The organism is Nocardia sp. CDC153 (assembly GCF_035818515.1).
Classification (GTDB): Bacteria; Actinomycetota; Actinomycetes; order Mycobacteriales; family Mycobacteriaceae; genus Nocardia.
The window spans coordinates 556194-578200 of the sequence record NZ_JAYKYU010000005.1 but is presented as its reverse complement, the minus strand read 5'-3'; the positions used below and the strand labels follow the sequence as shown (position 1 = coordinate 578200).

The window sequence follows — 22007 nt, the reverse complement described above, 5'->3', positions numbered from 1 at the left end:
CGCTCCGGGATACAGGTGTCGGCGTCAGTCGGTTGCTTCGGCGGTTTCGGTGGCGGAGAGGTGGTCGTGGAGCCGCTGGAGATAGGGGCGTTGGCCTTTGCCCAGTTTTTCTTCGGCGGCCTCGAGGTCGAGCCAGGCGGCGCGGTCTATTTCGGGGAATTCGGCGAGGCGGCCGGAGCGGGGTGGCCATTCCATTTCGAAAGTGCCAGGGACTATTTCGGTGGGGTCGAGGTCGGCTTCGACGGCCCAGACGGTGAGTCGTTTCTTGCCGCGACCGCTGCCGTATTCGACATCGCCGAGCGGAATCCAATCCCCGTCGGGGACGGGCAGGCCGAGTTCCTCGGTGAATTCGCGGCGGGCGGCGTCGCGGGGCTTCTCCTCGTCGGGTTCGTATTCACCCTTGGGGATCGACCAGGCGGCCGCGTCCTTCTTGGCCCACAGCGGGCCGCCCAGGTGTCCGAGCAGCACTTCCAGTCCGGCGGTGCGGCGGAACAGCAGGACTCCGGCGCTGTATCTGAGACTCATGCCATCGAGTTTGCCGAATCCCCCTGCGGGCGCGCACCCCGGGCGCTACCGTGAGCGACACCGCGGCAAACCGGATGTTTCGGATTAATTCCCAATATCGGACGAACAATTCCCATCGGCCGCTTACACCCGAAACCTATTCGGAACATACGAATTCCATTAAGCTCCGAGATTCGGATCGGCCCACACCTGATGACGGAATGGATAGCGCATGTCGTTTCGCAACGTCTCCGCGACTGCCACCCTGGTGACCGCCGCACTTATTGTCCAGGCGGTCGCACTATCGGTGGTTCACGCCCAGCCCGCGACACCCGCCCCCGACTCGCCCGGCCTGGTGTACTCCACCAAGCTCGTCGACAAGACGGTCGTCACCACCCTCAAGGGCGGCACCTTCGACCTGACCGCCTCCCCCGATTCCGATCCGGCCAAGCTCGACGTCGTGAACCTGAAGGACGCCACCGGCAAGGTCCTGCTCACCCTGCCGCTGCGCTTCCGCCTGGGCCCGGTCGACATCCCCGTCAAACCCGAACTGCGCCAGGACGGCAGCGTCTTGGCCCTCACCCCCGACAAGCCCGCCGGCCTGACGCTCACCGACCCCATCACCGTCAAACCCGTCGCCTCCAAGACCGAGGACGACCGCGCCCTGAGCTACTTCACCACCCAGTTCGGTCTGGCCACCACCATCGGCACCTTCGTCGGCACGGCCCTGGGCGCGACCGTCGGCTGCGTGGCCACCATCATGGCGGGCTGTGTCGCCGGATTCCTCACGGGCGCGACGGTCGGCGGCATCATCGGCACCATCGCCCTGGGCGGCCCGACCCTCATCGCCTCCGGCATCGACCTGCTCACGACCTTGCAGGCACCGGACGGTACGACCCGGTGGGCCGACAAGACCACCCCCGCCCCGCAGCCCGCCGCGCCCCAGCCCGCGCCGAGCAACTGATCCCGCCGAAACCGCACGCAGACAACGGGTTCGGGTCAGGCCTCTGGTATCGGCACGCGCCACACCACGGTCGTCCCGCGCCCGTCGAGTCCCAGCCCGATCTCCACCACGCCGTCGAGCTCGGTGGCCCGCTCCGCGATATTGCGCAGCCCACCGCGCCGCGGCGCGTCACCCACGCCGACGCCGTTGTCCGCCACCGAGATTCGCAGCTCACCGCGGGCGGCGGTGACGGCGACGTCGATGCGGGTGGCGTCGGCGTGCCGGACGGTATTGGACAGCGATTCCCGCAGCACCGCCAGGGCCTGGCGAGCCGTCTCGGGCGGAACGAGGGTGTCGATCGGCCCGTCCTGGCGCAGATTCGGGGTGAAGCCCAGGTGGCGGGCGGCGGTGGTCACCAATTCGGTGATGGCACTGCGTAATCCATCCTGTCCCCCGTTCGTCGACTGCAGCGAGAAGATCGTGCCGCGAATGTCCTGGATGGTGTCGTCCAGATCGGCCACTACGCGTTCGAGGCGGTCGGCGATATCGGGCGCGGGCTGCATGCGCAGCGCGCCCTGCAGCGCCAGACCCGAGGCGTAGATGCGCTGAATCACCGAGTCGTGCAGATCACGCGCGATGCGATCACGGTCCTCCATGACGGCGATCTTGGCCGAATCCTGTTGTCGCCGAACGGTATCGCGCTGGACCTGATCGTACATGCGGACATTGGTGATCTTGGTGGCGGCAATCACGGCCAACGCCTCGATGATCCGCTCGTCCTCATCGGTGAACGCGCGCCCGCCACGCTTGTTGGCGAGATAGAGGTCCCCCAGCACTCGCCCCCGATAGCGCACGGGCACCCCGAGGAAGCTCCCCATCGTGGGATGCCCGGCGGGCCAGCCCAGGAAGGCCGGGTGCCGGGTGAGATCGTCCAGTCGCACCGGATCCTCCCCGGACAACACCACCCCGAGCACGCCCAGCCCGCTCGGCCAGTGCCCGATCCGCCGAATGGTCGCCTCGTCCATCCCGACCGGCACGAACTGCGCCATCCGTCGCTCACCGGACCCGTCATCCGGTTCCAGCAATCCCAACGCACCGTATTCGGCATCGACCAGCCGAACCGCCGCGGACACCAGCTGCCGCAGCACCAGATCCACATCCAGATCGGAAACCACCGCGTACACGGCCTCGACCAGGTCATGCAGCCGCTCCCCCGGCGCGGTCAGCTCCCGCAGCTCATTCGGAACGACACCCCACGACTCCTCGGACATGACCAAAGGCTACCCACCAGCAACATGGGGACATTTGTCTCTGTGGCCGGGTGTCGCCGGGGAGAAGCATGAAATCGAACCTTTCGGCTGATTGAGGAGTCACACAATGACGATGATCGGAACCGAGCCGCGCACCGAAGCCTGGACCGGATTCAAAGGCGGCCTATGGCGAGACGCCATCGACGTGCGCGACTTCATTCAGCAGAACTACACGCCCTACGAGGGCGACGGCAGCTTCCTGGCCGGACCCACCGCCCGCACCCTGGGCATCTGGGACAAGCTGAGCGCCATGTTCCCCGCCGAGCGCGAGCGCGGCATCTACGACGTGGACCAGCACACCCCCTCCACCATCACCGCCCACAAGCCGGGCTACATCGACGAGGGCAACGAGCTCATCGTCGGCCTGCAGACCGATGCCCCGCTCAAGCGCGCCATCATGCCCTACGGCGGCTACCGCATGGTGCAGTCCAGCCTCGCCGCGTACGGCGTGGAGGAGGACCCGAAGGTCGCCGAGATCTTCACCAAGTACCGCAAGACCCACAATGACGGCGTCTTCGACGCCTACACCGCCGATATTCGCGCCGCCCGCAGCGCCGGCATCGTGACCGGCCTGCCGGACGCCTACGGCCGCGGCCGCATCATCGGCGACTACCGCCGTGTCGCCCTCTACGGCGTGGACAAGCTCATCGAGGGCAAGAAGGCCGACCACCTCGCGCTCGAGGATCTGTGGGCCGATGACGAAACCATCCGTCGCCGTGAGGAAGTCAGCGAACAGATCCGCGCGCTGAACGAGCTGAAGGAGATGGCCGCCGCCTACGGCTACGACATCTCCAAGCCCGCTTCCACTGCGCAGGAGGCCATCCAGTGGCTGTACTTCGCCTACCTGGCCGCGGTCAAGGAGCAGAACGGCGCGGCCATGTCGCTGGGCCGGACCGCCAACTTCGTGGACATCTACCTCGAGCGTGACCTGGCCGAGGGCCTGATCACCGAGGAGCGCGCCCAGGAACTGGTCGACGACTTCGTCATCAAGCTGCGCATCGTGCGCTTCCTGCGCACCCCCGAATACGACGAGCTGTTCTCCGGCGACCCGACCTGGGTGACCGAGTCCATCGGCGGCATCGGCTCCGACGGCCGACCGCTGGTGACCCGCACCAGCTTCCGCTACTTGCAGACCCTCTACAACCTGGGCCCGGCCCCCGAGCCGAACCTGACCGTGTTCTGGTCGCCCGCGCTTCCGGACGGCTTCAAGCGCTTCTGCGCCAAGGTGTCCATCGACACCAGCTCCATCCAGTACGAGTCGGATGAGCTGATGCGGCCGCGCTACGGCGACGACACCGCCATCGCCTGCTGTGTCTCCGCCATGGAGGTCGGCAAGCAGATGCAGTTCTTCGGCGCGCGAGTCAATCTCGCCAAGACGCTGCTGTACGCCATCAACGGCGGTCGCGACGAGAAGAAGGGCAAGGTCGTCGCACGCGGCTTCGAGCCCATCACCTCCGAGGTGCTCGACTACGAAGAGGTCGACGCTGCCATGGACAAGCTGATGGACTGGCTGGCCAAGACGTATGTGCACGCGCTCAACGTGATTCACTACATGCACGACAAGTACGCCTACGAGCGCATCGAAATGGCGTTGCACGACTTGGATATTCGCCGCACCATGGCCTGCGGTATCGCCGGTCTGGCGGTGGCGGCCGATTCGCTGTCGGCGATCAAGTACGCCAAGGTGACCCCGGTGCGCGACGAGACCGGTCTCGCGGTCGATTACGTGATCGAGGGCGACTTCCCCAAGTACGGCAACAATGACGACCGCGTCGACTCCATTGCCGCCGAACTGGTGGAGCGGTTCATGCAGAAGGTCCGCATGTACCCGACCTACCGCAATGCCGAGCACACCCAGTCGGTGCTGACCATCACCTCGAATGTGGTGTACGGCAAGAAGACCGGCAACACCCCCGACGGCCGTCGCGACGGCGAGCCGTTCTCCCCGGGCGCGAACCCGATGAACGGCCGCGACACCCACGGCATCGTGGCCTCGGCCATGTCGGTCGCCAAGCTGCCCTACGAGCATGCGACGGACGGCATTTCGCTCACCACCACGGTGACGCCGCAGGGTCTGGGCCGCAGCGCCGACGAGCGCATCACCAACCTGGTGGGCGTGCTGGACGGATACATCGCGACCAATGGCTTCCACATGAACGTCAACGTCCTCAACCAGGACACCCTGCTGGACGCCATGGAGCACCCGGAGAACTACCCGCAGTTGACGATTCGCGTCTCGGGCTACGCGGTGAACTTCGTCCGCCTGACCCGCGAGCAGCAGCTCGACGTCATCAACCGCACCTTCCACGCGAGCCTGTGATGACCGCGGTCCTGGCTCCGACCCTCACCGGGTCCGTCCACTCCTGGGACATCTCCACCGGGGTGGACGGGCCGGGCACCCGCTTCGTCACCTTCCTCAGCGGCTGCCCCCTCCGCTGCCTCTACTGTCAGAATCCCGATACTTGGTTGCGCAGCAACGGAACTCCGATGAGCGTCGACGACGTGCTCATGGAGGCGGCCAAATACGTGCCGTTCATCCGCGCCTCCGGCGGCGGCGCGACCATCAGCGGCGGGGAACCGCTGCAGCAGCCTCTGTTTGCGACCTCGCTGCTGCAGGGGTTCCAAGGTCTCGGACTGTCCACCGCCCTCGATACCTCCGGCTACCTGGGGCGCCTGGCGTCCGATGAGCTGCTCGCAGCCACGGACCTGGTGTTGCTGGATATCAAGGCCGGACAGCCCGAGACCTACCGTCGGCTCACCGGCCGCGACCTGGCGCCGACCCTGGATTTCGCCAATCGGCTCGCCCGTCGCGGCAAGCGGGTGTGGCTGCGGTATGTGCTGGTCCCCGGCCTCACCGACCCGATCGAGGAGATCGGGGCGGTGGCCGGGTTCGCCGGCGGGCTCGGCAATATCGAACGGGTGGATGTGCTCCCGTTCCACACGCTGGGCCAGTCCAAATGGGAGGCGCTCAACCGCCGTTTCGTGCTCGCCGATACCCCGACACCGACCACCGAGCAGGTCGAACGAGCACGGGATATTTTCCGGGACGCGGGCCTGACGGCCTACTAGACCTTGTCGGGGACAAGGAAACAGGGAATGGACGCGGCGGATGGCGGAGGTTTCGGACCGCCACCCGCCGCGTTCGCTTACCCCGATTCGACCCGACCACCTGCGAGGATGATCACCGTGGACAACTCAGCCAAGATCCGAGTCTTCCTACTCGACGACCACGAGATCGTGCGCCGCGGCCTGCAGGACCTGCTCGAGGCCGAGGGCGATATCGAGGTCGCGGGCGAGGCCGGTTCCGCCGCCGAGGCGCTGCGCCGCGTCCCCGCCGTCCGCCCCGACGTCGCGGTTCTCGACGTCCGCCTCGAGGACGGCGACGGCGTCACCGTCTGCCGCGACCTGATCTCCGAGATCCCCGACCTCAACGTGTTGATGCTGACGTCCTTCTCCGACGACGAGGCGCTGCTGGGCGCGGTGCTGGCCGGCGCCAAAGGCTATGTCCTGAAACAACTTCGCGGCCCCCAACTGATCGACGCCATCCGCCGGGTCGCCGCGGGCGAATCGCTCATCGACCCCCGCACCGCCGCCGAGGTCACCGCACGCCTGCAACAGCGCACCCCCGCCAACCCGCTGGCCGACGTGGACCTCACCGAACGCGAGAAGCAGATCCTCCTCCACATCGGCCAGGGCCTGTCCAACAAGGAGATCGCGGGCAAGATCTACCTCTCGGAGAAGACGGTCCGCAACTACGTCTCCGCCCTCCTGTCCAAACTCGGCCTGGCCCGCCGCTCCCAAGCCGCCATCCTGGCCGAGCATCTCCGCCACGAACACGGCGACAACTGGGCCGACGGCGTCCGCTAGCCCGGCCTACGCGCCGGCGTCGAGCCTCTTGGAGAACCAATGCTCGGCATAGCGAGAGTCGTTGTGCGGCTGGGTCTCCAGATATCCCAACCGCTTGTAGAGACCACGCGCCTCGACCAGATCACTCCGGGTATCGAGCACCATCCGCGTGGCCCCCAACTCCCGGGCAGCCTCCTCGGCCGCCGCCACGAGCAGGGCGGCACCACCCTTCCCACGCACCCACTTCTGCAGGAACACCCGAGTGAGTTCGGCCGTGGTCGTATCCAACAACCGGACCCCCGCGGTCCCCACCGCCTTCCCGTCGTACCAAGCAACCAGCAACCGCCCACCAGGCGGCGCAAGCTCGCTCCCACTGGTTGCCGCGATCCCCCGCTCGAGCTCCCCCGGCTCCGTACCCACCCCACCCCGAGCCAGATACCACCGATCACTCACCTCGGTGTAATACGCCCGCCACAGCCCACGAGCAACCGCCGAATCGAACGCCTCCACCCCCACGATCCACACCACCCGCCCATTCTGCGCCCCACCCGCACTACGGTGTCAGTGCTAGCCCCCGATCGAGAACCCACCCAACGCAAGCGCGAAGGTTCCCATGACAGGCATCCTCATCCTCATAGCCGCCCTCGCCATAGCCATCTTCATCTGCTGGCTAATCCTCCGCTCCCTCCGAGCCGGCTCCAACAAAAACCACCCCAACCCCCGCTGAGAAAAAACCACGAGCATGCAATCGAGCAGCTATCGGCCGAGAAGACCCCTGCTCAATTGCATGCTGGTGGGGATGAAAGAGCCGAAAGATGGTCGGGGTGACAGGATTTGAGCGGCCACTGGGCCTGCCCGCTAGGGGAAGGGCAAATGCGGGGCAGCCGCACCTGGAGCCGATCTCAGTGGTTCCGAAACCCCTTCCGGTGCCCCACAGCTGAGGAGAGCATTCGGGTGCTTTTGGAGGCGGCGGTCCATGCCTCTCCGGGTCCCGGCCGCCATCAACACCTCCTTCCGAGGATCGTTGCCGAATTTGGCTATTCAGACTCAAGGGGCGCGCTTGCGCGCGCCCGGCGACGCGCCGCACGTCGCTGCACAGCCGCCCGCCAGCGCTTTTGGAAAGTACTGCGCATCCTCCGGATGCGTGGCCTTGGGGTGATCGGACCTGCATTGTGTTCCCGCGCCACTCACGCCTCAAGGGCGCTCCTTCGTCACGTCGCTATGCGATGACCTTCGGTCACCCTTGACCCGCGAGCCTCTGCGCGAGAAAGGCAGGCCCTAGGGGCAGGCGGGGTACCTGCCCGCTTCGGCGCACACCCGACCACCCCAGGGCCATCTGTGGTCATTTAACGCACATCAGCTGGACGTCGCCCCGGGGATCTCGGGAGTCATCGCCAGATCCAACGATGGCGGAACTTTGAATGTCTTCCGGGTCGTTACAACCGGAATCACGGACCATTCACCTTTGGGCGCGGTATTTGGACCCCGCCAGAGGTTCCGCTTGCGGTGCCACTGCCAGCGCTCGAACTGCATCGTTGTGACGCTCTGTCGGGCGGCCTGCTCGACTGCGCCGTACTTGGTCGGTTCGACCCAGGAGACGCCAATCCAAGGCCCGTCTCCCTGCGGAAACTCGTAGTTGATGTACACGACGAGCGGATCGGACTCACACGTCATCTTGGCCAGTCGCGTCGGGCCATCGAGATGCTTCTTGCACTTGCCGTCTGCCCAGATTCGCGGTTGCACCTCATACGCTTCACCCGCCCCGATGAATCTCATGGAGATGGAAGCCTCCATCCGTCCGCCGTTGACCTCCTCCGGGCGATCAAGACGGAAGTTCCAGCCACAGACCGGCGCCCGCCGTCCTTGCCACCACTGCCATACCGGGCCAACGAACGGCGCTGGTGAGATCGGTACAAACATGCGAGCACCGTAGTCGAGAACCTGTCGGAACCAAGGATGGCTTGCCGATGCCCCACCCGCACACGAACACGGGGCAGTGGATCGCATCCGATTGGATACAGATTTGGCTACACCACCGCCGTGCGATCTACATGCGATAAGGATCGGACAATCGCGGGCATTGCCGGGCAGAAACGGACAGTCCAGTCTTGTTGCGCTGGAAGGTGATAAAGCCCTGACCTGGGATGGAAGAGCCGAAAGATGGTCGGGGTGACAGGATTTGAACCTGCGACCCTCCGCTCCCAAAGCGGATGCGCTACCAAGCTGCGCTACACCCCGTTACGCGTTCGGTGAACGCTCCCGCTGAGGGGCGGGACAAGAGCGGGTGACGGGAATCGAACCCGCACCATCAGCTTGGAAGGCTGAGGTTCTACCATTGAACTACACCCGCATCACCGCATCCGTGGATGCCGCGTGCGTTGAGCACTGTACCGAACCTCACTCCCGGAATGCCAATCCGCCCCTGTAGCCGCACGTCGCGGCAGGTCGCGCGGCGCGTTCGGCGAGTCGTGGAAAACATGCCGAAACCGGGTGTAACACCGCCGTCGCCGTAGCGATGAGCCATGCGATCGCCATTCGCGAGACAGCGGGAACCTGTTCTGAATCAGGGGTTTTCGATGTCGGGTGGCTTGCTAGGATCCTTTTTGTCCGGACGGGGGTATCGGAAAGGGGGCGGTGAGCATGCACCTCAGGTGTGGCCGACCGCGTAGTAGTGAGCTCGATCCACAGGGTAGGACCGGCGGCGCAGTCGGCCCCGACAGCACGTACGCAGGGTGAGCGCGCATGCCCATCCGCGTCGATACTCGAACCTCCGCCGTCGTGGCGGCCACCATTCGGGAATGGGTGCGGTCCGTGCACCCGGGCGCGAGCAGCGCCGCGCTGGGGCATTCGCCCGCGGTTCCCGCCGATGAACTCGAGCGCATCTTCGGCCGGGTCATCGATGAATTGCTCGAATTGGCCGGGTCCGAACCGTTTCCGGTGCAGGCCGCCCGCCGCATCGGTCGCAGCCTGGCCGAGTCTCCGTTCGACCGCACCCGCATGCTCGCCCCGGCCAGCCGCGCGCTGCTCGGGCTGTCGCCGGGCATGCGCGGTTCGCTGATCGCTACCCGCTGGTCGTTCATCGCCAGCCAAGCCATCGACGCCTATGCCGAGGCATTGCAGCAGCGCGCCCTCGCGCAGCAGGAGCGCAGCCTGTCGGAGGCGGTGTCGGTGCGGGTGCAGGAGATCGCGGCGCTGCAGACTCGGTTGCGGCACGAGGCCACCCATGACGTGCTCACCGATCTCGCCAATCGCTCGCTGCTGCAGGAACGCGTGCGGGTGATGTCGACCGATCCGGCGCGCGGCGTCGGCCTGCTGCTCATCGATCTCGACGACTTCAAACAGATCAATGACAACTACGGCCACACGGTCGGCGACGAGGTGTTGGTCACCATCGCCCAACGGCTGCGCGCGGTCTGTCCCGCCGAGAGCGTGATCGCGCGCTACGGCGGCGACGAGTTCGTGGTCGCGCTGCCGGCGCGCCGCAATACCCTCGGCGAGTTGGCCATGCGGGTGCTGTCCGCGCTGTGCGAGCCGGTGCACACGGCCGCGGGTCCGGTTCCGGCGTCGGCGAGTGTCGGCACCGCCTTCTGCCCGCCCGGGCGGGACTGCGACTTCTCGGATCTGCTGCGCAGCGCCGATCGAGCCATGTATTCGGCGAAAACCGCTGGCAAACGCCAGTTCGCGGTATCGGAGCTGGACGAAGAGGAGGTTGATCCAGGTCGCCGCGAAGCGCGCTTTGCGGCGGTGGCCGGATAATCGCCTAGCTCACAGCGCTTGGCAACTTGTTGGCGAATTTGCTGCGTAGGCTGGTCGCATGGCCACGGTCGTCGTACTGCTCATTGTCATGGTTGTCGTCCTGCTGGGTGTGGTGGCGGTCAACCGCGCGCAACGCTCACGCTCGAACACCCAGCTCGAGGACGCGAAGGCCGATGCGCGCCGGGTGATCGAACGGCTCGGCGGGCAGGTCTACAACCTCAATGGCACCGACGCGGCGTCCAAGCAGGCGCTGGCCGACGCCGGTGAGCGGTTCAACGCGGCGGGTTCGCAGATCGAGCAGGCCACCACCCCGGCGCAGGCTCGACTCGCGAAAGAGACCGCGCTGGAAGGGCTCTACTACGTGAGCGCCGCGCGCACCGCCATGGGTATGGATCCCGGTCCCGCGGTTCCCGAGCTCGACGGGCAGCGCAGTGCCGGTCGGGTGACCGAGGACCGGTCCATCGACTTCGACGGGCGACGCATCGAAGCCTCGCCGACGCCCTCGACGGCGACCCCGAACTACTACCCGGGCGGCCGGGTCGCGGGCCGTCCGGTCCCGGCCGGTTGGTACTCCGAGCCGTGGTGGAAGCCCGCCCTCATCGCCGGTGCCTGGGGTGTCGGGTCCGCGATGCTGTTCAACTCCCTCTTCACCGGTATGTCCGGTGTCGGCTACGACGCCGCCGCTTTCGAAAACGGTTACGGCGACGGCTATCAGGCGGGCCTGGACGCCGCCGACGGCGGGTATGCCGACGGCGGCTACGACCAGGGCGGCTACGACCCCGGATACGACCAGGGCGGCATCGACCCCGGTGTCGACCTCGGCGGCCAGGACTTCGGTGACTACGGCGATTTCGGTGGCTTCGACGGATTCGACAGCGACTTCTGATAGCCGAAGAACTCCATCGCCCGCTCGACGACCCGCTCCGGCTGCTCGGTCGCGGGGAAGTGCCCGACCTCGTCGAACACCTCGACGCGGATATCGGTTGCCAGCGAACCGAATTCGCGCGTGGCGGTGACCGGGAGCAGCGGATCCCGATTGCCCGCGAGGATCAGTGTCGGAACCCGCAGCCGAGACCAGCGGTACTGACCTGACAGCAGCAGCGGTATTTCGTGGGTGATGAGATTGCGGTAGTAGCTGACGGTCGCCGCGACTCGGGCGGGTTCCTCGAACTGAGTCAGGAAGATCGCCCGGTCCTCGGATGTCATGGTCGCCGACCGGTAGGTCCAATGACGCAGCGCCCAATCCGGAATCGTGTGCGCCGCGAGCAGCGGACCCACCAACGGTGCGGCATTGGCCGCGATGTGCCAGAGGCGGACGCCGTCGGCCAACACGCGCGGGGTCGGACGCAGGAACGGGCTCGCCGTATTGATGGCGATGTAGTGCCGCATGCGTTCCGGAAAGCGCAGCGCCAGTAGATATCCCACCAGCCCGCCCCAGTCGTGGCCAATGGCGCGGAACCGGTCGACGCCCAATTCGTCGAGCAGGCCCGCGATGTCGTCGGCCATCACCGCGGGCCGATACCCGTTCGGCGGGGCGTCGGTCCAGCCGAGCCCGCGCAGATCCGGGCAGATGACCCGAAAGTGTTGTGCCAGTGGGCCGATCATGTGCCGCCACTGCCACCAGTGCTGCGGCCAGCCGTGCAGCAGCACCAGCGGCTCCCCGCCACCCGCCAGTGCCACATGCGTCCGCAACCCGCCGACGTCGATGAAGCGGTGTTCGACGTCGGCGAGGTGGGGCAGCTCGCGCACGGTCATCGCGGGCTCTCGGCGCGGGTCGCGTCGAGGAAGGTGGTGATCGCGGTGGCCAGCTGTGCGGGCTGGTCCTCGGGCGAGAAGGTGCGTGAATCGTGAATCCACTCGATGCGGGCGTCGGGGAAATCGGCGGCCAGGCGCTCGGCGTAGCGATCCGGGAAGAATCGATCGCCCGCCGACCAGGCGAGCAGCACGGGCTTGTGGAAATCGGCGAAAGTCTTTGCGGCGGCGAGGGTGTACTTGCTGTCGAGGCCGCCGATCGCGCGGCGGACATCCTCGCGAATGGCCTTGGTACTCACCGGCAGGACATACGAGTCCCCGACGGCACGGTCGAGCGGACCTCGGGTCAGCCAGCCGTAGGCGATGGGGAGGCGACGCACCGCGCGCAAGCGCATGCTCAACGCCAGCGAGGTGAGGCCACCGGGGGTTCGGGCGGCGAGTCCGACGAAATTGAAGAACGGTGGCGGGAAGTTCTCGTAGGCGTCGCAGGAGGTCAGGATCAGGCGGGCGACCAGATCGGGGCGGGCGTCGACGACCAGCTGGCTCACCGCGCCGCCGGAATCGTTGCCCACCAACGTGACCGGGCCCAGGTCGAGTTTCCCGATGGCCGCGATGACCAGCTGCGCCAGACCGGGTGCGGTCAGGTCGGCGTCGGGCATGGCGGTGGTGTGTGAGCCGAACGGCAGATCGATTGCCACACAGCGATATTCGCGTGACAGCGAAGGAATGACCTTGCGCCACAGGTTGGCGTTGACCAGCAATCCGTGCACGAAGACCACGGGATCGCCACTGCCGCTGTCGAATACGGTCAGCGTGCCTTGCGGCAGGGTGAGCTGGCGTCGGGTGCCGAGGGCGGGATCACGCCAGGCGGCGGGGGATTCGGGGCTGATGGTGTTCGTCATCTGGATGACTCCCTTTGGAGCAGAGACGGTGAAGAGGATTCCAAACTAACAAACAGGCTGCCTGTTTTCAATGGCTTCGCGATACGATCCACCCACCGAGCCCAGAAAGGTGTCGATGATCAGGCAAGCCGAACGATCCGAGTCGACCCGCGCGACCTTGATCGCCGCCGCGCGCGAACTGTTCGCCGAGCGCGGCTACGCGGCCGTCGGCACCCCCGAGATCGTGCAGCGCGCGGGCAGCTCCCGCGGCGCGATGTATCACCAGTTCAAGGACAAGAAGGACCTGTTCCGGGCGGTCTACGAGCAGGTCCAGCAGGAGATCCTGCAGCAGGTCGGCGAGACCATGGCCCAGGTCGCGCCGACCGATCCGCTCGCCGTGCTCGAGGCCGGGCTGCACAACTTCCTGCTGTCGTGCGTGGATCCCGAGCGGGTGCGCATCACGTTGATCGACGCGCCGTCGGTGCTCGGCTGGCAGGAGTGGCGAGAGGTCGACGAGAAGTACGGCCTGGGTCTGGTGGTGGCGGGCCTGCAATCCGGGATCCAGGCGGGGGTGCTGCGCGCCGATCTCGATATCCGTCCGCTGGCCCTGATCATCCTGTCCGCCCTGGGCGAGGCGGCCATGTTCATCGCCAATGCCGAGGATCCGGAAGCCGCGCGAATTCAAACCGAACCCGTGGTCCTGGCCTTGATCAACGGTCTACGCGCCTAGACACCGGAATGCACCAACACGCCAGAGGATTCGAGGCGATGGCCGCACAATCGATCGGGTGACGGACCTGGTGCTCACGCCGCAACGCCGGACCGAACTGTCCGCCCTGCTCGAGGACGAGGCGCGCCTGCGTCTCGAATTCCCCAGGGTCGCCGAGTATCTCGACACCGCCTCCCGGCTACCGGGCACCGGAGACGAACGCGCCGACGCGGCCTTCGACCTCGGACTCGTGCACTATCTGACCGGCGGCGAGTCGGACAATCCGTACTGGGACATCGTCAGTCCGGCCGTGTCCGAGTTCGCACGTCGGCGGGTCGTGAACGGTGGCCGGGTGTCCGGCAGCGCGAGACTCGCCTTCGCCCAGACGATCCTGCAATCGGCCTACGCGTACGCGATCCCCGCGCCCGAGACGATCGGTTGGCTGGTCGATGTCTGCGGCGGCCGTGCCCTCACGGAAATCGGTGCGGGCCGGGGCTATTGGGCCGCCCAGCTCACCCGTGCGGGCCTGACCGTCCACGCCTACGACTGCGAGCCTCCCGGCATCGCCCCGAACCCGTCCTTCCCCACCGCCCGCGGCCAGCGAACTCTGTGGCATCCGGTGAGCCCCAACCTGACTCACGCCGCCCACAATGCCGGACTGAACGGACGGACCCTGCTTCTGTGCTGGCCGCCCGGCTGGGGCAATCACATGTCGTCCACGGTCCTCGCCGAATTCACCCGCGCGGGCGGCGACCACCTCGTCTACATCGGCGAGTCCCGCGGCGGGAAGACCGGCGACGAAGCCTTTTTCGACGCTCTGGACTCCGAATGGCAGCTGGCATCCCAGGACCCCCATTACGTCTCCTGGTGGAACCTGACCGACAGCGCCCAGCTCTGGACCCGCCCCTGACCACCGTGCAAATGGGTGCGCGATGCCGCGACAGGTACTGAATACTTCGGCGGATGGCCACGCTCACCCTGTTTGACACACCGCTCCTGCACCGCCTCCGGGACAGTGAACGCATCCTGATAGCCGGTGCGGGAGGCGGTTTCGACCTGCTCAGCGGCCTGCCCGTCGCCTTCTCGCTCTGGGAGCGCGGCAAGACGGTCTTCCTGGCGAACCTCACGTTCACGCCGGTCGCTCGCACCGACGCGCGGCCGGTGGCGCCGGGGCTGTTCGAAATCGACGCCGACACAGGCGGATCGGCCTCCTACTTCCCCGAGAAGCACCTCGCGTCCTGGTTGCGCGACCACGGCTACCCGGACCGGGTGCACCTCATCCGCAAGGGCGGCCCGGCCGATATCCGGGCCGCCTATGCGTGGCTGGCCCGCGAACTGCGCCTGGACGCGGTGGTCCTCGTCGACGGCGGCACCGACCTCCTCATGACCGGCGATGAGGCCGGACTCGGCACCCCGGTCGAAGACATCACCAGCCTGCTGGCCGCGAACGCCCTCGACCTCCCGGTCGGCCTGGCGGTCTGCGTCGGCTTCGGCGTCGACACCTACCACGGCGTCTGCCACGCCCACTTCCTCGAAAACGTCGCCGCCCTCGCCAAACTCGGCGCCTACCACGGCGTCTTCTCCCTCCTCCCCGGCATCCCCGCGGTCGACTCCTGGCTCTCCGTCGTCGACTGGGTCCAACGCCACACCCCCGGCCGCGAAAGCATCGTCTGCGCCTCCATCACCGACGCCGCCCGCGGCGAATTCGGCAACCACCACTCCCTGTCCCGCACCCGCGAAAAGCCCACCGAACTCTTCATCAACCCCTTGATGTCCCTGGTCTGGGCCTTCGACCTCCCCGCCGTCGCCGCTCGAGTCCGCTACCGCACCGAAATCGCCAACACCACAACCCCTTTCGAGGTAGCCGCAGCCATAGAAGCCTTCCGAGACACCATCCCCCTCCGCCCCCACCGCCCCATCCCCGCCTGATCCGACCCGCGAAAAATCAGCAGACGAGCCTCGAGGCCCCGGCATGATGACCGGCATGGCACTCGATGAGGACATTCCGACCGTCAACATCAGACTCTGGCGCGCCGACGCGATCGTCCTCTTCGACTGGCTGATGAGCACCGACGTGAACACCGTCCCGATCACGCATCCAGCCCAGAAACAAGCCCTCGCTGACCTGTGCAGCCGATTCGAGTGGGCAGCGGACGACGACGTCATATCCTGCACCCAGGAGGAAATCGCCGCCGCCCAGGAAGCCGTCGCCAAGGACATGGGCTGGTAATCCCACGAGCATGCAATTGAGCAGGGGTCTTCTCGGCCGATGCCTGCTCGATTGCATGCTCGTCATCAAGTTTGCGGTGCGGGATCAGCTGGACTGGTGGATTTCCCTTGCTTTGGCTATCAGTTGAGATGCCTGGTCTTCGAAGACGGCTTGGCTCGTGAGGATTTCGAACGTCTTCAGATGTAGCGCGACGCCTTCCGGGTCATCGATGACGATCTCGCCTGCCACCAACTCGGTCGATGCCCGCACGTCATCATGTAGTACGAATCCTGGTGCGGGCGCGCGGAACTCGGCGCCGAGGGGCACGATGCCGATACTGAGGCGTGGGTTGGTCATTACGTCGAGCAGGTGGGTGAGTTGCTCGACCATGACCTTGTGATTCCCGACCGTCCGGTAAAGCACCCATTCGCCCATCAGGAAGCGGAATTCGTGCCCGTCCTGGTCGAGCAGTCGTTGTCGATGGAGGCGAGTCGCGACCACACCATCGACATCGTTCGGAACCTCGATCACGTCGATACAGGCGCTCAGAATCGCATGCGCGTAGGCCTCGGTCTGTAGAAGCCCGATGACCAGATCCGGTTGCCAAGTCCGAATGAGCCGAGTTTGCGCCTCCTCGGCCAGAATCGATCGTTGCAGAGGTGCGAGGCCCGTGGTGCACGTGGACCGCCATGGGTTGTACTGCATCGGCGCCGCCTTGTATGTGCTGGTGGTGATGCTGACATGTAGATCGTAAATTCCAGGGCTGCGGGCTATTTCGCATTTCCCGCCTCAGATTTGGCCGATGCCTCGACATTCCACGCCGATGGTGTGTCCTTGTCCGTTCGTCTCCACGAGTCCAGTGGACCAGCGAGCGTAGGTGGTTTGTGGGTCTACGGTGATGACGTCGAGTTGCTGCACGAGGTCTCGCGGGACAGTACCGCCGTCGAAGTGGTTCGAATTAGGGACGATGACTGCTTCGGCGTCGAGCCGTGTCGCCTGACCTTTCAGCCGCGCGAGCGGCGGCCGTTCGGTTCGGGGGTCGTAGACGATCATTCCGCAGAAGTCGTAGCCGAGTTTTGTTGCGAGTGACCTTATTTGGAGCTCATCCCACACTTGACTTGCCCCGGACACGTCGGTTCGAAGGTATCCGAGGGCCGCCGGTCGATGCCTCATAGTCCGCCCCTGTCCGTCACAGTGATTCGATCGGTTGACGCACCCGGCGGCGGGATCGACCGACATCTTGCCCGCCGCCGCGTGCTGCACACAGCGTCTCGTCGAGCATCGGGACGGTGGAACCTCGTACGTTTCCCAGTTCGGGACGTCCCGACAGGTGTACAACGTCCCTATGTCGAATGAGCGGTTACGGACCGCCATGGCGGCCGGAGGATGGACCCATGCGAGTCTTGCCGAGGCGACCGGGGTAGACCCGAAATCGGTTGAGCGGTGGGTGAATCTCGGTCGTGTCCCCCGACGGCGCACCGCGATTCACGCCACGGAAACACTCGGCGAAGACGTTCACGCCCTGTGGCCTGCCCTGCAGCAGACGCGCAACGCCCGCGCTGTCAGCCCCGAACTCATCGCCCTCTATGACCAGCGGGCGGATGTCCCAGCGTCGGTGTTCGTCAATCTTCTAGCGGCAGCGTGCGACCGCATCGACATCCTCGTCTACGCGGCCATTTTCCTCCACGAAGCGTATCCGCGGCTCAACGACTTATTGGCCGAACGGGCACGGGCGGGCTGCGCAATACGGATAGCCGTAGGTGACTCCGATAGTGCCAACGTGCAACAGCGTGGCAGCGAGGAGAAGTTCGGGCATGGCATCGAGTCCCGGTGTCGGCTGGCTCTGATGCATTATCGGCCGCTGCTGGAAGTGCGTGGCATCGAACTGCGGACGCACGATACGACGCTGTACAACAGCATCTACCGCGGCGACGAGGACATTCTGGTCAATGCTCATGTATGGGGTGTGAATGCCTACGGTGCGCCCGTCTGGCACCTGCGCCGTACGCTCGACGGGGGCCTGTTCGACACCTATACGAACAGCTTCGATGCGGTCTGGCAAACTGCCCGGCCGGTGGGAGGGTAAGCCGATGGCGCGCACCGAGTTCTACGACGATCCCGCCGCACCGAAGCCGAACAGCCTCGTGGTTGCGGCGTCCGCCGTAGTTTGTGACGACGAGGGCCGCATTCTGCTCCAGCGGCGCGCTGACAGCGGCTTGTGGGCGTTGCCGGGCGGCGGCATGGAGATTACCGACAGCCTCCCGGGGTGTGCTGTGCGAGAAGTCAAGGAAGAAACCGGCCTCGATATCGAAATCACCGGGCTCGTCGGCACGTACACCGATCCCCGCCACATCATCGCGTATAGCGATGGCGAAGTCCGCCGCCAATTCAACGTGTGTTTTCGGGCCCAGGTCGTCGGTGGCGATCTCGCCATCTCCGATGAATCCACTGAGCTGCGGTTCGTCGAACCCGCCGATCTCGACGGTCTCGACATGCACCACACGCAGCGTCTCAGGCTGAGCCATTACTTGGAGAATCGTTCCACTCCATACCTCGGCTGATCGCCGGTGCGAAATGCCGTTTCCGGGCAGGCGTACCGTTTAGGCGGGTGCTTGTGCACCACCTGCGAAGTTGATCGACAGACGAGCGAACCTTCTTCGAAAGGAACAGCCATGAGCGATACGTTGCGCGTGGGTGAGGAGCTTGGGCTGGGTCAGTCGCTGCAGAATGGCGCGTATTCGCTGACCTTGCAGAATGACGGCAATCTGGTGTTGATGGACGCGGGCGCCGAGGTGTGGGCGTCGGGGACGCACGGCCAGGATGTGCAGCGGGCCGTCATGCAGGACGACGGCAATTTCGTGCTCTACAAGTCGGACGGCAGTGCCGCGTGGTCGTCCGGGACGAACGGCAAGGGCGCGGATCGGGTGACCTTGCAGCCGGACCGGAACGTCGTGGTCTACGCAGGTGACAAGGGTGTGTGGTCGACCAAGACCAAGACCGACAAGCCCATGCCGGTGAGCGAGGCGGCACCGGCGGGCGCGGGGCCACATCCTTACACCGTCCAGGCCGGAGACACCCTCGAAGCCATCGCCGAACGCGAACTCGGCGACCGGGCCCGCTTCATGGAGATCGTGCGAGCCAATGGCCTCGACAATCCGGACATGATCAATGTCGGTCAGGTACTGAACATCCCCTGATCGAATCCGCATCGAAGAGCACCGTGCCGGGCCCGGACCACTCACAGGTCGGACCCGGCACGGCGGTCGTTTTTGGCGAACAGCCTGTCGCCGGTGCCGGGTGGGCTCTCCACGGCGAGAGGAATGTTCAGCGCTGGATCAATCCGCTGACGCCGCCTCCGCCAGTGCGGTGGCAATGCGCCGCAATGCGATTCGATCCTCGGGCGCGAGGCGGTCGAGCAGGTGTCGGCGGACCGCGTCGGCGTGAATGGGCCGCAGTGTCTCCAGGGCGGCCGTCCCCTGCTCGGTGAGAACGACATCGATACCCCCGGGCACCCGCTCGCGGCGGAGGAGCCCGCGATTCTGCATGCGGGTCAGCTGGTGCGACATGGCCCCCTTGTGCAGCCCCATCGAATCGGTGAGCTCCTGTTGCCGCAGCCGGCCGCCGCCGAGTTCGGCCAGCCGCGACAGCACGCCGTAGTCGGTGCCCGACATGCCCGATGCCGCGGTGATGTCGGCGGCGACGCGTCGGGTCACCTGATCGCCGAGGGTCTTGCAGGCATGCCAGATCGTCATGTCCTCGGCGGTGAGTTCTGTCATACGAGACATCCTAGTTGTCATAGCAACCCGATCGTGTTTCACTGGTTGCTATGACAACTCCAGTCATTGTGACCGGCGCGTCCGCCGGGATCGGCGCGGCCATCGCGCGCCGACTGAGCCGGGCCGGACACGATCTCGTCCTCACCTATCGCACCGGATCCGACCGCGCCGCGGCGGTCGTGGCCGAGCTCGAGCGCGGCGGTGGCCGAGCGGTCGCCGTACCCGCCGATGTCGCCTCACCCGCCGATCTCCGCGCCGTATTCGATACCGCCGAAACGACATTCGGGCCGGTGTTCGGCCTGGTGAACAATGCGGGGGCGGCACGGGTCCAGCCCCTGGCCGACAGCGACGACGCCCTGATCCGAGACTTGTTCGGCACGAACCTCTTCGGCGCGCTGTACGGCATGCGCGAGGCCGCGGCGCGACTCACGCCCGGCGGCGCGATCGTCAATCTGTCCTCCACCGCCGTTCACACCGCGACGCCCGGCCTGGGCGTCTACCTCGCCGCCAAGAGCGGTGTCGAGACACTCACGCGGGTCGCGGCGAAGGAGTTCGGCACCAGGGGGATTCGCGTGAACGCCGTCGCGCCCGGGCTGATCGACTCACCGATGTTCCGCGCGGGCAAGACCGACGCGGACCTGCGGCGCTTCCTCGCCCAATCGCCGCTGGGCCGCCTCGGCGACAATGACGAGATCGCGGCGGCGGTCGCCTACCTGCTGCACCCGGACTCCTCGTGGGTCAACGGTCAGATCCTGCGGGTGAACGGCGGCGTGGCCTAGCACCATCCTCGACACGCCCGGCCCGCATCTATTCAGCAACCCATAGCCAACGGCTCTGGATTTAACCTTCCGTGCAAGTGATCACACCTTGCCGGTAACCGGATGTTGTGCCTCCGTTTGCACTGTGTTATCGATTAACAGTGCTGGTCAACCACGAGGTGAACGTTTCCAGCTCGTCGTTGTCCACCGACGGGGTGCGTTCGAAGGTTCTGCCCGCCGCCGCGCTGGTCGTGGCGGCGGCGTTGCTCGGTGCCGCGCAGCTCTGGGCCTCGGCGCACGGGGTGCTCGGTCCGCTGCGCAGCCTGGTCGACGATTACTTCGCCAACCCGCAGTCCGCGGCGGTGTCGTGGGCGGGGTTGGGGCTCGCGTGCATCGGTGTGCCCGGGCGGGTCCGGGTCATCAGTTTGGTTGCCGCGGGGGTGCTGGATGCGCTGACCTTGGCCCTGCAGGCGGCGTGCGGATGGCACGTGTCGATCGGAACCGGGCCAACGCTGGCATTGACGGCCCTGACGGTGACGGTCTTCCGATGGGAGGGCGAGCGTCGCCGGACGGCCCTGCACGCGATCGGCTTCGGCGCGCTGTTGATCATGGCGTCCAAGCTCGCCGACACCTGGCTGATGGTCAGCATCATCGCCGGGCCGCGCGTGCTGGATCAGTATGTGCAGCTGGCCGACCGGGCCCTCGGCGAACCGGCGTGGCTCATCGGGCGATTGCTCGACGCACTGGGACCGGTGCCCTCGCATGTGCTGCACGTGGTCTACATCCAACTGCCCGTGGCGGCGGTGGTCGTGGCGGTGTGGCAGCTGCGGAAGGTGACGACCGACGGCTGGCCGCGCCACCATTTGGTGCGAACCTTCCTGGTACTCGGCGTGATCGGCCCGATCGGCTACGTGCTGTTCCCCGTCGTCGGCCCGGTCTTCGCGTACGGGCCGCTCGGCCACGGGCTGGAAATCGGGGACTGGCCGACGGTGTGGCCCGCCTTCACCAGCGACCCGCAACCGATGCTCTTCGACTCGGTGACCGCGCGCAACTGCATGCCATCCATGCACACCGCTTGGGCGACAGCACTGTTCATCCATTCCCGGAGCGGACCGCGATGGTTGCGCTGGGCGGGCGCGTTCTGGCTGGTCTGCACGCTGCTCGCGACGCTCGGTTTCGGGTATCACTACGGCAGCGATCTGGTGGCCGGCGCCGTGCTGTGCCTGACGGTGGAGTCGGCGCTGCGCGATCCCGAACGGGGCTGGGACCTGTATCGCGCGCGGATCGTCTCGCTGGGTGCGGCCGTGCTCGCCGGATTGTTGCTGTCGTATCGATTCTTGGCCGAGACCATGGCCGAGTATCCGGTGCCCGCCGGCATTCTCGTGCTGGGTTCGCTGGCCGCTGTCGTCTTCACCTTCTACGCGACCTGGTTCGCACAGCCCGGGGGCCGGGTGGCGCAGTGGGGCGGCCGCATCGCCCCGGATGGATTTGCCACGGATTCACTGCCCTCCCAAGGCAATCCGGACAAGTTGCGCGAAAGCCGGAAGGGTTAGTGTCTCGGTG

The 22007-nt window shown here is 66.2% G+C and carries 24 protein-coding genes and 2 tRNA genes; 15 read left to right on the top strand and 11 right to left on the bottom strand.

Features of this window, described 5'->3' with window-relative positions:
* Positions 1-24: 24 nt before the first annotated feature.
* Entirely contained in the window at positions 25-525 is a 501-nt protein-coding gene (locus VMT65_RS29455) for an NUDIX domain-containing protein (RefSeq protein ID WP_326311744.1), read from the bottom strand.
* Positions 526-736: 211 nt separating this feature from the next.
* Between VMT65_RS29455 and VMT65_RS29450 the strand changes: the two genes are divergently transcribed.
* Complete coding sequence (locus tag VMT65_RS29450) at positions 737-1468, top strand: hypothetical protein (protein WP_326311743.1); 732 nt, start codon at positions 737-739, stop codon at positions 1466-1468.
* A gap of 35 nt (positions 1469-1503) precedes the next feature.
* Here the strand turns inward: VMT65_RS29450 and VMT65_RS29445 are convergent, their stop codons facing one another.
* Positions 1504-2718: a GAF domain-containing sensor histidine kinase gene (locus VMT65_RS29445; RefSeq protein WP_326311742.1), complete on the bottom strand. Its 1215-nt coding sequence runs from the start codon at positions 2716-2718 to the stop codon at positions 1504-1506.
* 106 nt (positions 2719-2824) lie between these two features.
* Here VMT65_RS29445 and pflB point away from each other — a divergent pair, with 106 nt between their 5' ends.
* From pflB to VMT65_RS29430, 3 genes are all read left to right on the top strand, one after another.
* A complete protein-coding gene (gene pflB / locus VMT65_RS29440; RefSeq protein ID WP_326311741.1) occupies positions 2825-5077 on the top strand; it encodes a formate C-acetyltransferase in 2253 nt (750 codons plus the stop codon).
* A complete protein-coding gene (pflA, locus tag VMT65_RS29435; RefSeq protein ID WP_326311740.1) occupies positions 5077-5826 on the top strand; it encodes a pyruvate formate-lyase-activating protein in 750 nt (249 codons plus the stop codon). The genes pflB and pflA overlap by 1 nt, the downstream gene beginning before the upstream one ends.
* A 117-nt stretch (positions 5827-5943) precedes the next feature.
* The gene (locus VMT65_RS29430; protein WP_326311739.1) at positions 5944-6624 is read left to right on the top strand and encodes a response regulator transcription factor; all 681 of its coding nucleotides are present in this window, start codon (positions 5944-5946) and stop codon (positions 6622-6624) included.
* A gap of 6 nt (positions 6625-6630) precedes the next feature.
* Here the strand turns inward: VMT65_RS29430 and VMT65_RS29425 are convergent, their stop codons facing one another.
* From VMT65_RS29425 to VMT65_RS29410, 4 genes are all read right to left on the bottom strand, one after another.
* The gene (locus VMT65_RS29425; protein WP_326311738.1) at positions 6631-7131 is read right to left on the bottom strand and encodes a GNAT family N-acetyltransferase; all 501 of its coding nucleotides are present in this window, start codon (positions 7129-7131) and stop codon (positions 6631-6633) included.
* Positions 7132-7959: 828 nt separating this feature from the next.
* A complete protein-coding gene (locus tag VMT65_RS29420) occupies positions 7960-8523 on the bottom strand; it encodes a hypothetical protein (RefSeq protein WP_326311737.1) in 564 nt (187 codons plus the stop codon).
* Positions 8524-8764: 241 nt separating this feature from the next.
* Positions 8765-8841, bottom strand: a tRNA-Pro gene (locus VMT65_RS29415).
* Positions 8842-8882: 41 nt separating this feature from the next.
* Positions 8883-8953: transfer RNA gene (locus VMT65_RS29410), tRNA-Gly, on the bottom strand.
* 392 nt (positions 8954-9345) lie between these two features.
* On the opposite strand from VMT65_RS29410, the gene VMT65_RS29405 reads away from it, so the two are divergent.
* A complete protein-coding gene (locus VMT65_RS29405; protein ID WP_326311736.1) occupies positions 9346-10359 on the top strand; it encodes a GGDEF domain-containing protein in 1014 nt (337 codons plus the stop codon).
* 58 nt (positions 10360-10417) lie between these two features.
* The gene (locus VMT65_RS29400) at positions 10418-11245 is read left to right on the top strand and encodes a DUF1542 domain-containing protein (protein ID WP_326311735.1); all 828 of its coding nucleotides are present in this window, start codon (positions 10418-10420) and stop codon (positions 11243-11245) included.
* Here the strand turns inward: VMT65_RS29400 and VMT65_RS29395 are convergent.
* Entirely contained in the window at positions 11200-12114 is a 915-nt protein-coding gene (locus tag VMT65_RS29395; RefSeq protein WP_326311734.1) for an alpha/beta fold hydrolase, read from the bottom strand. The genes VMT65_RS29400 and VMT65_RS29395 overlap by 46 nt on opposite strands.
* A complete protein-coding gene (locus tag VMT65_RS29390) occupies positions 12111-13013 on the bottom strand; it encodes an alpha/beta fold hydrolase (protein ID WP_326311733.1) in 903 nt (300 codons plus the stop codon). The genes VMT65_RS29395 and VMT65_RS29390 overlap by 4 nt, the downstream gene beginning before the upstream one ends.
* Before the next feature lie 115 nt (positions 13014-13128).
* On the opposite strand from VMT65_RS29390, the gene VMT65_RS29385 reads away from it, so the two are divergent.
* From VMT65_RS29385 to VMT65_RS29370, 4 genes are read left to right on the top strand one after another with little or no spacing between them, the layout of a single operon-like run.
* Positions 13129-13722: a TetR/AcrR family transcriptional regulator gene (locus VMT65_RS29385; protein WP_326311732.1), complete on the top strand. Its 594-nt coding sequence runs from the start codon at positions 13129-13131 to the stop codon at positions 13720-13722.
* Positions 13723-13780: 58 nt separating this feature from the next.
* Positions 13781-14611 carry a hypothetical protein gene (locus VMT65_RS29380; RefSeq protein WP_326311731.1) on the top strand — a complete coding sequence of 277 codons (831 nt, stop codon included), beginning with the start codon at positions 13781-13783 and terminating at the stop codon, positions 14609-14611.
* 53 nt (positions 14612-14664) lie between these two features.
* Positions 14665-15630 carry a DUF1152 domain-containing protein gene (locus VMT65_RS29375; RefSeq protein ID WP_326311730.1) on the top strand — a complete coding sequence of 322 codons (966 nt, stop codon included), beginning with the start codon at positions 14665-14667 and terminating at the stop codon, positions 15628-15630.
* A gap of 55 nt (positions 15631-15685) precedes the next feature.
* Positions 15686-15931: a hypothetical protein gene (locus tag VMT65_RS29370; RefSeq protein ID WP_326311729.1), complete on the top strand. Its 246-nt coding sequence runs from the start codon at positions 15686-15688 to the stop codon at positions 15929-15931.
* A gap of 84 nt (positions 15932-16015) precedes the next feature.
* On the opposite strand, the gene VMT65_RS29365 is transcribed toward VMT65_RS29370, so the two are convergent.
* Positions 16016-16615, bottom strand: coding sequence for a DUF5753 domain-containing protein (locus VMT65_RS29365; RefSeq protein WP_326311728.1), 600 nt, complete (start codon positions 16613-16615; stop codon positions 16016-16018).
* A gap of 84 nt (positions 16616-16699) precedes the next feature.
* Positions 16700-16963, bottom strand: coding sequence for a hypothetical protein (locus VMT65_RS29360; protein ID WP_326311727.1), 264 nt, complete (start codon positions 16961-16963; stop codon positions 16700-16702).
* Between the two features lie 292 nt (positions 16964-17255).
* Here VMT65_RS29360 and VMT65_RS29355 point away from each other — a divergent pair, with 292 nt between their 5' ends.
* The 3 genes from VMT65_RS29355 (at position 17256) to VMT65_RS29345 (ending at position 19107) form a co-directional block, all read left to right on the top strand.
* Entirely contained in the window at positions 17256-17996 is a 741-nt protein-coding gene (locus VMT65_RS29355; protein WP_326311726.1) for an XRE family transcriptional regulator, read from the top strand.
* A gap of 4 nt (positions 17997-18000) precedes the next feature.
* Positions 18001-18471: an NUDIX hydrolase gene (locus VMT65_RS29350; protein ID WP_326311725.1), complete on the top strand. Its 471-nt coding sequence runs from the start codon at positions 18001-18003 to the stop codon at positions 18469-18471.
* Between the two features lie 111 nt (positions 18472-18582).
* Positions 18583-19107: a LysM peptidoglycan-binding domain-containing protein gene (locus VMT65_RS29345; RefSeq protein ID WP_326311724.1), complete on the top strand. Its 525-nt coding sequence runs from the start codon at positions 18583-18585 to the stop codon at positions 19105-19107.
* A gap of 138 nt (positions 19108-19245) precedes the next feature.
* Here the strand turns inward: VMT65_RS29345 and VMT65_RS29340 are convergent, their stop codons facing one another.
* The gene (locus tag VMT65_RS29340) at positions 19246-19686 is read right to left on the bottom strand and encodes a MarR family winged helix-turn-helix transcriptional regulator (RefSeq protein WP_326311723.1); all 441 of its coding nucleotides are present in this window, start codon (positions 19684-19686) and stop codon (positions 19246-19248) included.
* 50 nt (positions 19687-19736) lie between these two features.
* On the opposite strand from VMT65_RS29340, the gene VMT65_RS29335 reads away from it, so the two are divergent.
* Together VMT65_RS29335 and VMT65_RS29330 are read left to right on the top strand one after the other, a co-directional pair.
* Positions 19737-20465, top strand: coding sequence for an SDR family NAD(P)-dependent oxidoreductase (locus VMT65_RS29335; RefSeq protein ID WP_326311722.1), 729 nt, complete (start codon positions 19737-19739; stop codon positions 20463-20465).
* A 179-nt stretch (positions 20466-20644) separates the two neighbouring features.
* A complete protein-coding gene (locus VMT65_RS29330) occupies positions 20645-21997 on the top strand; it encodes a phosphatase PAP2 family protein (protein ID WP_442790336.1) in 1353 nt (450 codons plus the stop codon).
* The last annotated feature ends 10 nt before the right edge of the window (positions 21998-22007 follow it).

Coding starts and splice junctions, on each gene's coding strand:
- VMT65_RS29455 (WP_326311744.1), bottom strand. CDS start 525: ATGAGTCTCAGATACAGCGCCGGAGTCCTGCTGTTCCGCCGCACCGCC.
- VMT65_RS29450 (WP_326311743.1), top strand. CDS start 737: ATGTCGTTTCGCAACGTCTCCGCGACTGCCACCCTGGTGACCGCCGCA.
- VMT65_RS29445 (WP_326311742.1), bottom strand. CDS start 2,718: ATGTCCGAGGAGTCGTGGGGTGTCGTTCCGAATGAGCTGCGGGAGCTG.
- pflB (WP_326311741.1), top strand. CDS start 2,825: ATGACGATGATCGGAACCGAGCCGCGCACCGAAGCCTGGACCGGATTC.
- pflA (WP_326311740.1), top strand. CDS start 5,077: ATGACCGCGGTCCTGGCTCCGACCCTCACCGGGTCCGTCCACTCCTGG.
- VMT65_RS29420 (WP_326311737.1), bottom strand. CDS start 8,523: ATGTTTGTACCGATCTCACCAGCGCCGTTCGTTGGCCCGGTATGGCAG.
- VMT65_RS29405 (WP_326311736.1), top strand. CDS start 9,346: ATGCCCATCCGCGTCGATACTCGAACCTCCGCCGTCGTGGCGGCCACC.
- VMT65_RS29400 (WP_326311735.1), top strand. CDS start 10,418: ATGGCCACGGTCGTCGTACTGCTCATTGTCATGGTTGTCGTCCTGCTG.
- VMT65_RS29395 (WP_326311734.1), bottom strand. CDS start 12,114: ATGACCGTGCGCGAGCTGCCCCACCTCGCCGACGTCGAACACCGCTTC.
- VMT65_RS29390 (WP_326311733.1), bottom strand. CDS start 13,013: ATGACGAACACCATCAGCCCCGAATCCCCCGCCGCCTGGCGTGATCCC.
- VMT65_RS29385 (WP_326311732.1), top strand. CDS start 13,129: ATGATCAGGCAAGCCGAACGATCCGAGTCGACCCGCGCGACCTTGATC.
- VMT65_RS29375 (WP_326311730.1), top strand. CDS start 14,665: ATGGCCACGCTCACCCTGTTTGACACACCGCTCCTGCACCGCCTCCGG.
- VMT65_RS29370 (WP_326311729.1), top strand. CDS start 15,686: ATGGCACTCGATGAGGACATTCCGACCGTCAACATCAGACTCTGGCGC.
- VMT65_RS29365 (WP_326311728.1), bottom strand. CDS start 16,615: ATGCAGTACAACCCATGGCGGTCCACGTGCACCACGGGCCTCGCACCT.
- VMT65_RS29360 (WP_326311727.1), bottom strand. CDS start 16,963: ATGATCGTCTACGACCCCCGAACCGAACGGCCGCCGCTCGCGCGGCTG.
- VMT65_RS29355 (WP_326311726.1), top strand. CDS start 17,256: ATGTCGAATGAGCGGTTACGGACCGCCATGGCGGCCGGAGGATGGACC.
- VMT65_RS29350 (WP_326311725.1), top strand. CDS start 18,001: ATGGCGCGCACCGAGTTCTACGACGATCCCGCCGCACCGAAGCCGAAC.
- VMT65_RS29345 (WP_326311724.1), top strand. CDS start 18,583: ATGAGCGATACGTTGCGCGTGGGTGAGGAGCTTGGGCTGGGTCAGTCG.
- VMT65_RS29340 (WP_326311723.1), bottom strand. CDS start 19,686: ATGACAGAACTCACCGCCGAGGACATGACGATCTGGCATGCCTGCAAG.
- VMT65_RS29335 (WP_326311722.1), top strand. CDS start 19,737: ATGACAACTCCAGTCATTGTGACCGGCGCGTCCGCCGGGATCGGCGCG.